This window comes from Streptomyces sp. NPDC001617, from assembly GCF_053596855.1.
Genome location: NZ_JBSFHA010000002.1, coordinates 26397 through 38988, shown reverse-complemented (window position 1 = coordinate 38988; position 12592 = coordinate 26397). Strand labels below are relative to the sequence as shown.

At 69.9% G+C, this 12592-nt stretch carries 10 protein-coding genes; 4 read left to right on the top strand and 6 right to left on the bottom strand.

Translation table 11 applies throughout. The annotated features are described in order from the left end of the window. The first annotated feature begins 324 nt into the window (after nucleotides 1-324). Nucleotides 325-2124, top strand: coding sequence for a non-reducing end alpha-L-arabinofuranosidase family hydrolase (locus ACWC09_RS01860; RefSeq protein WP_450847509.1), 1800 nt, complete (start codon nucleotides 325-327; stop codon nucleotides 2122-2124). 357 nt (nucleotides 2125-2481) lie between these two features. Here the strand turns inward: ACWC09_RS01860 and ACWC09_RS01855 are convergent, their stop codons facing one another. Next, complete coding sequence (locus ACWC09_RS01855; protein ID WP_450847507.1) at nucleotides 2482-4167, bottom strand: RICIN domain-containing protein; 1686 nt, start codon at nucleotides 4165-4167, stop codon at nucleotides 2482-2484. 413 nt (nucleotides 4168-4580) lie between these two features. Here ACWC09_RS01855 and ACWC09_RS01850 point away from each other — a divergent pair, with 413 nt between their 5' ends. From ACWC09_RS01850 to ACWC09_RS01840, 3 genes are all read left to right on the top strand, one after another. Continuing rightward, nucleotides 4581-5297: a hypothetical protein gene (locus ACWC09_RS01850; protein ID WP_450847505.1), complete on the top strand. Its 717-nt coding sequence runs from the start codon at nucleotides 4581-4583 to the stop codon at nucleotides 5295-5297. Between the two features lie 27 nt (nucleotides 5298-5324). After that, nucleotides 5325-5576 (top strand): hypothetical protein, encoded by a 252-nt coding sequence (locus ACWC09_RS01845; RefSeq protein WP_450847504.1) that lies wholly within the window; start codon nucleotides 5325-5327, stop codon nucleotides 5574-5576. 146 nt (nucleotides 5577-5722) lie between these two features. After that, nucleotides 5723-6649 carry an oxidoreductase gene (locus ACWC09_RS01840; RefSeq protein WP_450847502.1) on the top strand — a complete coding sequence of 309 codons (927 nt, stop codon included), beginning with the start codon at nucleotides 5723-5725 and terminating at the stop codon, nucleotides 6647-6649. Between the two features lie 44 nt (nucleotides 6650-6693). On the opposite strand, the gene ACWC09_RS01835 is transcribed toward ACWC09_RS01840, so the two are convergent. The 5 genes from ACWC09_RS01835 to ACWC09_RS01815 all read right to left on the bottom strand — a co-directional run bounded on the left by ACWC09_RS01835 (nucleotide 6694) and on the right by ACWC09_RS01815 (nucleotide 12363). Beyond that, on the bottom strand, nucleotides 6694-7461 hold the full coding sequence (locus ACWC09_RS01835; RefSeq protein ID WP_450847500.1) for an SDR family NAD(P)-dependent oxidoreductase: 768 nt from the start codon (nucleotides 7459-7461) through the stop codon (nucleotides 6694-6696). Between the two features lie 80 nt (nucleotides 7462-7541). Further along, on the bottom strand, nucleotides 7542-8126 hold the full coding sequence (locus ACWC09_RS01830) for a TetR/AcrR family transcriptional regulator (protein ID WP_450847498.1): 585 nt from the start codon (nucleotides 8124-8126) through the stop codon (nucleotides 7542-7544). 57 nt (nucleotides 8127-8183) lie between these two features. Continuing rightward, entirely contained in the window at nucleotides 8184-8534 is a 351-nt protein-coding gene (gene nirD, locus ACWC09_RS01825) for a nitrite reductase small subunit NirD (protein ID WP_450847496.1), read from the bottom strand. Further along, complete coding sequence (gene nirB, locus ACWC09_RS01820) at nucleotides 8531-11137, bottom strand: nitrite reductase large subunit NirB (RefSeq protein WP_450847494.1); 2607 nt, start codon at nucleotides 11135-11137, stop codon at nucleotides 8531-8533. The genes nirD and nirB overlap by 4 nt, the downstream gene beginning before the upstream one ends. Continuing rightward, nucleotides 11137-12363, bottom strand: coding sequence for an NAD(P)/FAD-dependent oxidoreductase (locus tag ACWC09_RS01815; protein WP_450847493.1), 1227 nt, complete (start codon nucleotides 12361-12363; stop codon nucleotides 11137-11139). Before ACWC09_RS01815 ends, nirB begins: the two co-directional genes overlap by 1 nt. Nucleotides 12364-12592 lie beyond the last annotated feature (229 nt).

The window sequence follows — 12592 nt, the reverse complement described above, 5'->3', positions numbered from 1 at the left end:
GGGGCGGTTGCTGGGCTGACCTGTGGCGGAGTCCCGACAGTGCTTGGGCTAGCACTGAAGCATTGCCTATACCCCGTGGTTCCCCGCACGACCTGGCACGCTAATGGCACGCCCTCCTTGCCTTGGAGCACCCTGGGTGGAGGCTGGGCCTCGGAACGTCTGAGCTTCAGCCGAAGACAGTCAGCCACGACGGCGGGTGCGTCGACCGGACCACGCACGCGTATGCCTCGCTGCACCCCCGCCGGCCTCAGCCACGCTGCTGGCTTTTGGCGTCGACCAGAGTCAGACAACAACGGCCGGTTCGTGGCCCAAGCGCCTGCTGCTGTGCGCTTCAAGACGCAGGGCGTCTACGCGATGGTCAAGGACTTCAAGTCCCGCGGTGTGCCCGTCGACTGCGTCGGCTTCCAGAGCCACTTCGGCGCCGGCGGCCTGTCGGCCGGCTTCCAGACCACGCTGTCCAAGTTCGCCGCGCTCGGCGTGGACGTACAGATCACCGAACTCGACATCGCCCAGGCGTCCGCCACCGCGTACGTCAACACCGTGCAGGACTGCCTCAACGTCGCTCGCTGCACCGGCATCACGGTGTGGGGCATCCGCGACAGCGACTCCTGGCGCACCGGTGAGAACCCGCTGCTGTTCGACAACAGTGGTAACAAGAAGCCCGCCTACGACGCGGTACTCACCACCCTGGGCGGCAGCAGCGGCGGGGGCACGGCGGGCGGCGGTACGACGGCCGGGGACATCACCTCCGGCACCGTCTACACGCTCTCCAACGCGGCCGCCGGACGCGTTCTCGACGAGCCCGCGGGATACAACGGCAACGGCACCCCGCTCCAGGTGTGGGACGCCAGCGGTGTCGCCAACCAGCAGTGGCGGGCCACCAAGAACGGCGACGGCTCCTACACGCTGACCAACATCGCCAGCGGCCGAGTCCTGGACGAGCCGGGCAATCAGACCGGCAACGGTACGAAGACGCAGGTCTGGGACTCGGGCGGCGGCGCCAACCAGCACTGGAAGGCCGCCCGGAACGGCGACGGCTCCTACACCCTGACCAACGTCGCCGGCGGCCGAGCACTGGAGACCCCCGGCGGCAAGACCGCCAACGGCACCCCCGTCCAGATCTGGGACTCCAACGGCGGCGGCGCCAACCAGCGCTGGAACTTCAGGACGTCGACGTCGGCCCCGACAACGCCCACGCGGACGGGCGCCACGTGTGCTCTTCCGTCGACGTACCGGTGGAGCTCGACCGGTCCGCTGGCGCAGCCGGCGAACGGGTGGGACGCGGTGAAGGACTTCACCACCGTGACGTACAACGGCAAGCACCTGGTCTACGCGTCGAGCGTGTCGGGATCGTCGTACGGCTCGATGATGTTCAAGCCCTTCACGAACTGGGCGGACATGGTGTCGGCCGGCCAGACCGGCATGAGCCAGAAAGCGGTGGCGCCCACACTGTTCTACTTCGCGCCCAAGAACATCTGGGTGCTGGCGTCCCAGTGGGGCGCGTCGCCCTTCGTCTACCGCACGTCGAGCGACCCCACCAACCCCAACGGCTGGTCCGCGCCGCAGCCGCTGTTCACCGGCAGCATCCCCCGCACCGAATCCGCCACCGGCCCGATCGACCAGACCCTGATCGCTGACGGCCAGAACATGTACCTGTTCTTCGCCGGCGACAACGGCAAGATCTACCGGGCGAGCATGCCGATCGGGAACTTCCCGGGCAACTTCGGCTCGTCGTACACGACGGTCATGAGCGATTCGACGAAGAACCTGTTCGAGGCGCCGCAGGTCTACAAGGTTCAGGGCCAGAACCAGTACCTCATGATCGTCGAGGCTCGGGGTGCGAACGAGCAGCGCTACTTCCGCTCGTTCACCGCCTCCAGCCTGAGTGGTTCCTGGACCCCGCAGGCCGCCGGCGAGAGCAACCCCTTCGCGGGCAAGGCCAACAGCGGTGCCACCTGGACCAACGACATCAGCCACGGCGACCTGGTCCGCAACAACCCCGACCAGACCATGACCATCGACCCCTGCCACCTGCAGTTCCTCTACCAGGGCAAGTCCCCCACCGCGACCGGCCCCTACGACCGACTGCCGTGGCGGCCGGGTGTCCTCACCCTGCAGCGCTGACCCGCCTGATCCACGGTGATGGCGATCGGGTGCGGTGCACCGGCGCGTAGACGAGCGGCCTACGGCGCGGGCACCTCCACCCGCTGACCGCTGCTCACCGCCTCGAGGAACCCCAGCCGTGCGCCGGCTGGGGTTCCCATCGTTTGGGGACCAGGCGGAGGCTCGGCGAGGCTTGTCGGGCTGATGGGTGGGCTCCTGGTCCTGCGTCAGCACGATCATCCCCTTCGCCAAGGCTGCCTCGATCGGCGCCCGCACCGACGGCGGCATGGCCGGCGCCGACCGGAGAAGGCCTCAGCCCGACGAAGATGACGAAATGCGCCCCCACCGAAGAGATGGGGGCGCATTCGTCAGCTTCGTCTACTTGAGTGCTGTACCGCCCGAGTTGTGGTACGCGATCGTCTTGTTGATCAGGTTTCCGCCGTCGGTCTCGACCGAGGTCTGTTCCTGCTGCCCTGGACCGAAGAACAGGCCGGCGACATGGGCGTTCGCCACCTGGTCCATGTGCCCGAACAACCAGTCCACCTTGTCGTCCTTGTAATGGTTGAGAGTGTTGTTCTGCGCCATGTTGCCCACGGGGATCTGCCACAGGACCACCGGCTTGCCCACGGACTCGGACATCGTCTTGTAGAACTGCAGCGCGGCGGCGGCCTTCTGGTCGTTCCAGAAGTGGTCACTGCCGCCGTGGGCCGGCTGTGCGTACCAGCCCGCGTCGCGGTCCGAGACATCGGTGGCCAGGAAGTCGGCGTTCTTCGCCCCGAAGCTCTCGTAGGACTTGACGCAGGCCTGCGTGTTGGTCTGCCAGTCGAAGCAGGAGAGGTGCATCCCCGCCTCGGCGTTCGGCGCGTACTTGTGCGCCATCGAGATCAGGCACTGGGCGAGCCCGGTGGCGCTGTTCTCCTGCGATCCGCAGTCCGTCGGATTGGCGCTCTTCACCTGTGCGGGAACCTGGTGCGGATCGCCGAGCGAGCGGACGTAGCCCCAGAAGTCGGGCTCGAGGTCGATCGCGGCCTGCGTCTTGCCGATCTTCTGGAGGAAGAAGCGGTAGTCGTTCAGGTAGCGGGTGAGCAGGTCGGTCCGGTTGATGGCCTTGACCTCACCCGGACCGTCGCCCTCGCCCGCCGCATCGCCGAGGTCGCGCAACGAGTACCAGGTCCACAGCATCTTCTGCGGACGCGAGCTGCCCTTGTACGTCGCCTGGGACACCACGTCGTCCCGCCAGGTCACGTACGTGCCGGGCGCCGTGGTGCTGCCGTTCCAGCAGCCCCACCAACCCGACCAGTCGTCGTGGCACTTCGCTGCCGTGTAGTAGTCCGACGAGGGCGCGGGCTGGCTGTGCACATAGGCGTACCGCACGTCGAACGGCGCGGCGGCCGCCGAGGCGTCGGACATCGAGCCGCCGACGAGCACCGTGCTGCTGCCCAGGAAACGCTTCGACGAGCTGCCGCCACCGGCCACGGGAGACGGCGTCGACGACGGGTGCGAGCTGCTCGGAGCCGGGCTGCTGGGAACGCTGCTGCTCGGCGCGGTGGGCGTACCGGAGCTGCCGACACTCCCGGCCGGGACGAGTTTCCACTGCTGATCGGCGCCGCCCCGGTCGCGGTTCTGGACGACACCGCTCCCGTTGGCTTTGGCGGCGTTGTGGACATCGACGGCCATGCCACTGAAGCGATTAACCAGACGCACATAGCCGTCCGGCGACTTGGACAGTTTGAACTGCTGGTTGGTGCCGTTCAGGTCTTTCCACTGCACGATGGCGGAGCCGGCGGTCTTCGACCAGCCGAGGTCGTCCAGCACCTTGCCGGAGTTCCGGTTCTGCAGCCGGTAGTACCCGTCACCCGCGTCGATGAACCGCCACTGCTGGTTGGCCCCGCCGTGACGGCTCCACTGCACCACCTCGGCGCCGTCCTTCGTGGCGAAGGCGCGGTCGTCCAGCACCTTGCCGCTGTTGCGGTTGACCAGCACGTACCACTTCTTCAGATCCAGGGTTTTTTGCTGCGCCGAAGCCTGGCTGACCACGACAGCCGAGCCGGCCACGACCACCATGGCGAGACCCGCCCAGAGACCCCGACGCGCGAGCAACCGACGGCCACGATGCTTCGGGCGATCACCGCGGGCGTCGCCGTCGGCACGGTGGCCGCCGACGCGGGACGCCACCGATGACGTGGGTGGGCCGGGGACATGTCTGTGCTCTCGTTCCGGGGACATGCCTGTGCTCTCTTTCAGCCGTTGCATCTGACCGGACCACTTGGCCGGACAACGCTTAGTGGTCCGAGAGGCCGAAAAGGTTGCCGCGAAGATCCACAGATTTTTTTTCGCCTTGACCGCTTCCCGTTCGCCGCGGAGCACGGCACGCCTGACGCCGGTGGTGGCGAACGCCTGATGGCTGGTCGGGGAAGGACGACGAGATCGACCTGGACGTCGAGGATCTGCGGGCGCATGTCTCGCTGCAGGCCGAGGTGCTGGATCTGCTCAAACTGAATGTGGGCGCCGACGTCTCGCTCGGCCGGGTACATCTGGGCATCTCGGGCGTCGAGGCACAGGCCCAGCTCAAGGTGCGCCTCCACCACGTCGCACAGATCATCGACCGAGTGCTCACCACGCTCGACCGCAACCCGGAGATCCTTCACGAGCTGGCGCGTGGAGTCGGGTCCGCCGTGCAGGATGTCGGCGTCGGAGCACGTCACGCCGTGGGGGAGCTGGGTACGGGTGCCGGAAGGGCCGTCCAGGAGGTCGGATGGGGCGCCGGAGCCGCCGTACAGGATGTCGGTCAGGGAGCCGGGAGGGCCGTTCAGGAGGTGGGCGGTGGTGCCGGACGCGCGGTGGAGGATGTCGGCCATGAGACGAGCCGGACCGTCGGAAGCGCCAGCGAGGTGGTGGGCGGCACCGCCGGGAGCGTGGCCGGACAGGCTGCGGGTGTGACGGAAGCGGCGGGTGACGCGGTACGGGCCGGCGGCGGCTCCGTCGCGCACACAGCGGAGACCGCCGACGCCACTGCGGATCGGACCGAGCTGGCCGAGCCGCGTGCGGCGCGCAAGGGCGCGGAGGGAGAACGGGGCCGGGCCGGCCGGAGTCAAGGCGGCACCCGTACGCGCCGGGCACGCGGAGACGATGGGAAGCTGCCGCCGAGGTCCGGTCGCCTACGTACCGCCAAGGAGCCGGAGGAGCCGCCCTGAACGCGAGGGGCGGGCGCCGGGAGCCCGGTGGGGGACATCATGTTCCGGTCGACGGTCCACGCCGAACGGCTCCGCTTCACGCAGGAACCCCAGACAGTCGTCCGCTTCCCCGGCACCGGGAAGCGAGAGTCGACGAGCCACAGCGACCGGACCCACCTACCGGACCCGGTCATCCCCGTTCGGGAATACCAGGACGTCACCGTCGCCCACCACCTTGCGACCCGGCTCACCAGGGAACCGGAGGCCGGGCGGAGCGGAGACGACGACACGGACGAGTGATTCGCAGTGCCAACGGTCGCGGAGTCGGCGACATGGTGCCTTTCCGCTTCGGGCGAGACCGGCTGCCCGGAGGAGTGCGCCCGCGCCCACCTCTCCTAGGCTGGGCACAGCAGGCTCCGCACACGCGCTCCGAAGGGAGTTCGGCCATGCCCGGCTGGACCACCAACGACATCCCCGGTCTGACCGGCCGCATCGCCGTCGTCACCGGCGCCAACAGCGGGCTCGGGTACGTCACCGCGCGGGAGCTCGCCCGCAAGGGGGCGCGGGTGGTGCTCGCGTGCCGCAGCGAGGTGCGGGGGAACGCGGCGGCGGACCGGATCCTCGCCGAAGTCCCGGACGCGGTGGTCGAGTTCGGCCGACTGGACCTCGGCGACCTGGGATCCGTACGCGACTTCGCGGACGGTTTCCGGTACGACCACCTCGACCTGCTCGTCAACAACGCCGGGGTGATGGCGCTGCCGTACGGCACGACGGCGGACGGCAACGAGACCCAGTTCGGCGTCAACCACCTGGGCCACTTCGCCCTGACCGGCCTCCTCCTACCGGTGCTGCTGGCCACCCCGGGCGCCCGCGTCGTGACCGTCTCCAGCGGGATGCACGCGCTCGCCAACATCGACATCGCCGACCTCAACAGCGAACGCCGCTACCGCCGTTGGATCGCCTACGCCCGCTCCAAGACCGCCAACCTGCTCTTCACCCACGAGCTGTCCCGCAGGTTGGCGGCGCAGGGAGCGGACATGGTCGCGGCCGCGGCCCACCCCGGCTACGCGGCGACCAACCTGCAGGGCGCCGGGCCACGGATGGAGGGGCGTCGGCTGACGGGGCGGGTGATGGAACTCGGCAACATGGTCTTCGCGCAGTCGGCGGAGGCGGGGGCGCTGCCCGTCCTGTACGCGGCGACGGCGGCCGACGTACAGCAGGACTCGTTCACCGGGCCGCCGTTCATGATGTGGCGCGGGGCGCCGAGGCCGTCGTGGCGGGCGCCCTGGACCCTCAACGACGAGGCGGGAGCGCGCCTTTGGGCTGCTTCCGAGCGGCTGACGGGGGTGTCGTACGACGCCCTGAAGGGCTGAAGCAGGCCAGTGCCGACAGGACTTGCGTGCCGAGGGCCGGTGCCTCAGGCCGTAGCCCCGCTGTCCACCACCAGGTCCGTCCCCACCACCGAGGACGCGTCGTCCGACGCCAAGTACAGGACGGCGGCGGCGACTTCGGATGTCGTCGAGACGCGGCCGAGAGGGAGGGTGGCCGCGGCGCGGGTGGTGCGGTCGGACTCCGTCTCGCCGGGGCGTAGGGACATGGGGGTCTCCACGGCGCCCGGGCTGACCTCGTTGATGCGGACGCCCTCGCGGATGTGGTCGAGGGCGGCACCCCGGGTGAGGGCGGAGACGGCGGCCTTGGTGGCGGCGTAGGCGGCGGCGCCGGGGACGCGGGTGTGGGCGCCGAAGGTGGAGGCGATGTTGACGATCGTGCCGCCCGAGGGCTGCCGGCGCATCTGGCGGATCTCGGCCTGGAGTGTCAGGAAGACGCCGGTGATGTTGGTGTTCAGCTGGTCCCGCCAGGCCTGCTCCGGGAGGTCGGCCAAGGGTTGCCCGCCTCGGAAGACGCCCGCGTTGTTGACGGCCACGTCGAGTGAGCCGAAGTCGTCCACGGCGGCGGAGACCAGGGCCTCTACGTCCGTGCCGTCCGTGACGTCGGCGGTGACCGCCAGCGCCTTGCCCCCGGTCCGCTCGATCAGGGCGACCGTCTCGTCGAGCGGTTCCCGTCGCCGTCCTGCCACGACGACCCGCGCGCCCTCGGAGGCCAGGGCCAGGGCGACGGCCCGGCCTATCCCCGATCCCGCGCCGGTGACGAGGGCGGTCCTGTCCGTGAAGCGGGTCCTGGTCATGATCTCCCCTTTTCTTGACCGAACGGTTCAATATAAAGGCGCGGAAACAGAAACCACCCCTCCCGGTGAGGAGGGGTGTATCAGGTCAGCAGCGCCAGCGCCTGTTCCGCCGCGTCCCGCACCCGGGCCGGGTCGTCGGACGCCTTGCCCACCACCCGCAGGCCCTGCAGCAGCACCAGCAGCATGCGGGCGAGGGCGAGTGGATCGCGGTCGGCCGCCAACTCGCCCTGTGCCTGGGCCCGTAGCAGCGTCGAGTGCAGGACCGTCTCCAACTGGTCCCAGTTGCGCTCGACCTGTCGGGCCGCCGCCGGGTCGTGCGGGGCGAGTTCGGCCGCGGTGTTGGTCACCAGGCAGCCGTTCAGGCGGAGTAGGGCGTCGGACGCCTCGGCGGCGTAGCGGCGTACGACCGCTCGGACCGCCGGCAGTGCCGGGCCCGGCCGGGACAGCTCCCGCACGATCGGCGGGAGGCCTGCCCGGTCGTAGCGTTCCAGCGCCTTCAGATACAGGTCGTGCTTGTTGCCGAAGGTCGCGTAGATGCTGGCGCGGCCGATGCCCAGGTGTTCCACCAGGTCGGACATCGACGTCGCCTCGTAGCCGCGCCGCCAGAACAGCTCCAGGGCTGCCTGCAGCGCGGCCTCGGGATCGAACTCCTTGGTCCTGGCCACGGACCGCAGCCTAGGTTCAATGAGAACGATCGGTCAAGAAAGCCGCATTCGGCAGGCTCACGCCGCCCGTACCTCGTACGTCGCCACCCGCACCGTCTCGTCGTCCAGGCACTGCCCGCTCCCCAGGTCGAACCGCTGCTTCAGCAGGGGCGAGGCGACGAACGGGCGGCCCTGGTGGGTGCCGGTGAGGCCGCGGGAGAGGACCGCCGCGCCGCCGAAGGGGTCGCGGTTGTCGATGGCGTAGAGGGTGCCGTTGCGGTCGCGGAACAGGGCCGCCTGGCGGCCGTCGGGCAGAAGTGCCGCCACGCCTCGGCCGGGGACCAGCTGGGTGAGGTCGCAGACCGTCAACCAGCCGTCCGCCAGCTGTACTTGGACCTTCAGATCGGTCGTCTCGGGTGCCAGGGTCATCGCTGGGCGCTTCCTTCCAGGACGTCTTCAGCAGGGCGCATGCCGATGGACAGCAGCGGCAGGTCGGGCTTCATCTGGTCGCGTTCCGGCACGAAGCCGACGACCGGGTCGGGGGTGTCGGGGGCGTTCACGAAGGACACGAACCGGGCGAGCTTGTCGGGGTTGTTGATGGTGGTCGCCCACTCGTCGGCGTAGTTCGCCACGTGCGCCGCCATCAGGGACTCCAGCTCCTCGCAGATGCCGAGGGAGTCCTCGACGACCACGTCCCGGATGTGGTCCAGGCCGCCGGGGATGCGCTCCAGCCAGGTCGACGTGCGCTCCAGGCGGTCGGCGGTGCGGATGTAGAACATCAGGAACCGGTCGATCAGCTTGATCAGTTCGGCGTCCGTGAGGTCCTGGGCCAGGAGGTCCGCGTGGCGCGGGGTGGCGCCGCCGTTGCCGCCGACGTAGAGGTTCCAGCCGTTCGACGTGGCGATGACGCCGAAGTCCTTCGACTGGGCCTCCGCGCACTCGCGGGCGCAGCCGGAGACCGCCGACTTGAGCTTGTGGGGAGACCTGAGCCCCCGGTAGCGCAGCTCCAGGTCGATCGCCATCCGGACCGAGTCCTGGACGCCGTAGCGGCACCAGGTGGAGCCCACGCAGGACTTCACCGTGCGCAGCGCCTTGCCGTACGCGTGGCCCGACTCGAAGCCGGCGTCCACCAACCGCATCCAGATCAGCGGGAGTTGCTCGACGCGCGCGCCGAACATGTCGATCCGCTGGCCACCCGTGATCTTCGTGTAGAGGCCGAAGTCGCGGGCGATCTCGCCGATGGTGATCAGACCCTCGGGGGTGATCTCACCCCCGGGGATGCGCGGGACGACGGAGTACGAGCCGTTCTTCTGGAGGTTGGCCAGGAAGTGGTCGTTGCTGTCCTGCAGGGCCGCCTGCTCGCCGTCCAGGACGTAGCCGCTCGCGCCGATCGTCGGGGCCAGGGAGGCGATGATCGAGCCCACCGCCGGCTTGCAGACCTCGCAGCCGTCGCCGCCCTTGGCCTCGTCGCGGCCGTAGCGGTCGAGCAGGTCCTGGTAGGTGTTGATGCGCAGGGCGAGGACGATCTCGTAGAGCTCCTCGCGGGTCTGCGAGAAGCAGCCGCACAGGCCCTTGTCGACCTCGACGCCGGACGCCTCCAGCTCGGCGGTGACCAGCTGGCCGAGCACCTTGACGCAACTGCCGCACGTCGTACCGGCCTTGGTGCACTTCTTCACCTCGGGCACGGTGGTGCAGTTGTGCTCGGTGACCGCCCCGCGGATCGTGCCCTTGCGGACGTTGTTGCAGGAGCAGATGATCGCGTCGTCCGGCAGCGCGGTCGGGCCGAGCTGGACCGACTCCCCGGCGCCGGCGGGCAGCACCAGCGACTCGGGCGAGACCGGGGGGACCGAACCGGTGAAGGCCTTGAGCGTGCCGTACGCCTCCGCGTCGCCGACCAGGATGCCGCCGAGCAGCGTGCCGTCGCGGCCGATGACCAGCTTCTTGTACAGGCCGGCGCGGGAGTCGGAGTAGACGACGTCCAGGCAGTCCTCGGTCGCGCCGTGCGCGTCACCGAAGGAGGCGACGTCGACTCCGAGGAGCTTCAGCTTGGTCGAGAGGTCGGCGCCGGTGAACGTCAACTCCTCGCCCTCGTCGGCGGCGATCGTCGCGGCGGCCGTCTCGGCCTGCTCGTAACCGGGGGCGACCAGGCCGTACACCCGGCCGTCGGAGGCCAGCGCGCACTCGCCGATCGCGAACACGTGCGGGTCGGAGACCGTACGGCACTGCTCGTCGACCGCGATGCCACCGCGCTCACCGACCAAAAGGCCGCAGTCCCGGGCGAGTTGGTCCCTCGGCCGTACACCGGCGCTGAACACCACGAGGTCCGTCGCGAGTTCGGAACCGTCCGACAGCTTCATGCCGGTCACGGCACCGGACCCGTCGACCACGATCTCCTGCGTACCGACGCCCGTGTGGACGGTCAGGCCCATCTCCTCGATGGTGCGCAGCAGGGCCGCGCCGCCGCCCTCGTCGACCTGGACGGGCATCAGCCGGGGCGCGAACTCCACGATGTGGGAGGTGAGTCCGAGGCCCTTCAGCGCGCCGGCCGCCTCGAGGCCCAGCAGACCGCCGCCGACCACCGCGCCCGTCGTACGGGTCTTCGCGTACTCCTCGATCGCGAGCAGGTCCTCGATCGTGCGGTAGACGAAGCAGCCCTCGGCGTCCTTGTTGGGGACGGGGGGTACGAAGGGGAAGGAGCCGGTGGCGAGGACGAGGACGTCGTAGTCGACCACCAGTCCGGACCTGGCCGTCACCTTCCGCGTCTCGCGGTCGACGGAGACCGCCGGGTCGCCGATGTGGAGCTCGATGCCGTGGTCGTTGATGAACTCCATGTCCGTCATGGAGAGTTCCTCGGGCGTCCGGCCCGAGAAGTACGAGGTGAGCGCTACGCGGTCGTACGCGGGACGCGGCTCCTCGCACAGCACGACCACGCGGTGCGTGGCGGTCAGGCCGCGCTCGGCGAGCGCTTCGAGGAAGCGCTGGCCGACCATGCCGTGGCCGACGAGCACGATCGTGGGGGTGCCGGTGGACATCAGGAGCCTCCATCGTTGGTGAGCAGGTGGAGCAACGGGGCGCCGTCGGACGGGAGCGGCTCTGCTCCCTCCCAGGCGCGGGCGAGCGCGCCGACGGTGCCGAGTTCGCCGACGAGGACCCCGCCGACCAGGCGGTCGTCGCGGACGACGACCTTGCGGTAGGTGCCGCGGGTGGCGTCCGCCAGCTGGACGACGTCGTCCCCGGGACGCGGCTCCGTCTCGCCGAACGCCGCGAGGTCGAAGGGGGAGTCGTGCCCGACGAGGGTGAGCCGGGTCAGCGAACGGGTGCCGGTGTAGCGGGCGCCCGCCTTGCCGGCCGCACCCGCCAGCAACTCGGCGAGCACCTCGGCCTGTTCGAGCGCCGGGGTGGCGAGCCCGTACACGGTGCCGGCGTGCTGCACGCAGTCGCCGATCGCCCGTATGTGCGGGTCGGAGGTGCGGAGTTCGTCGTCGACGACGATGCCCTTGCGGACCTCGAGACCGGCGATCTGGGCGAGGCCCACCCGGGGGTGGACCCCGCAGGCCAGCACCACCAGGTCCGCGTCGAGCGCGTACCCGTCGTGCATCTCGACCGAGCGGACCGCGCCGCCGACGCAGCGCACGTCACGGACGCGGGTCTCGGTGTGGACCTCGACGCCGAGGTCCTTGAGGTGCCGCTTCACGAGCTTCGAGGCGCTCGGGTCGAGCTGGCGCTCCATGAGCCGCTCGCCCTGCTGGGCCAGCACGACCTGCGCGCCGCGCTGGGCGAGCGCGCGGGCCGCGGAGACCCCGAGGAGCCCGCCGCCGATGACAACCGTCCGCACGCCCGGCCGTACGGCCTTCGAGAGCCCCAGGCAGTCGTCCATCGTGCGGAACGCGTGCACGCCCTCGGGCAGCTCGTGGTCCGGGGTGAACAGGCCGCGCAGGGGCGGGAGTACGGGGTTCGAGCCGGTGGCCAGGACCAGCGTGTCGTATGCGATCTTCGAGCCGTCCGCGAGGTGTACGGCTCGCACCTCGCGGTCGATGCCCGTGACCCGGCCGCGGGTCAGCTCCGCAGGGGCGGGCAGCGCGATCACCTCGGGGTGGTACCGCCCGGCCAGCACCTCGGCGAGGAGCACCCGGTTGTACGGGCGGTGCTCCTCCTCGCCGATCAGCGTCACGGGCGTGCCGAGCTCACCGAGCCGCCGGGCGAGACGGACGCCCGCGAGGCCGGCGCCGATCACCACCACACGCGTATTCGAGGTCATGCCTAGGAGCGTGCGGTGCGGGTGTTACCCGGCAGCATCACATCTGTTTCTCGCGAGGAACGCTGCCCTCTTCAGGAGCGCGGGCGGGGTGTGAGGGTTCGGAGAACGCGCCGGGGGTGTGGTGTGAGATCGGCCGGGGTGGGGTGAACCGAACCCCCGGTTTCCGTGCAGGCCCCATCGTGTACGACCGGGTCCGCGGCGAGGCTGATGACATCGGGTTTCACCAGCT

What these genes read in the sequence shown, in the direction of transcription:
- ACWC09_RS01855 (WP_450847507.1), bottom strand. Translation starts at nt 4,167, where the DNA reads ATGGTGGTCGTGGCCGGCTCGGCTGTCGTGGTCAGCCAGGCTTCGGCG.
- ACWC09_RS01840 (WP_450847502.1), top strand. Translation starts at nt 5,723, where the DNA reads ATGCCCGGCTGGACCACCAACGACATCCCCGGTCTGACCGGCCGCATC.
- ACWC09_RS01835 (WP_450847500.1), bottom strand. Translation starts at nt 7,461, where the DNA reads ATGACCAGGACCCGCTTCACGGACAGGACCGCCCTCGTCACCGGCGCG.
- nirD (WP_450847496.1), bottom strand. Translation starts at nt 8,534, where the DNA reads ATGACCCTGGCACCCGAGACGACCGATCTGAAGGTCCAAGTACAGCTG.
- nirB (WP_450847494.1), bottom strand. Translation starts at nt 11,137, where the DNA reads ATGTCCACCGGCACCCCCACGATCGTGCTCGTCGGCCACGGCATGGTC.
- ACWC09_RS01815 (WP_450847493.1), bottom strand. Translation starts at nt 12,363, where the DNA reads ATGACCTCGAATACGCGTGTGGTGGTGATCGGCGCCGGCCTCGCGGGC.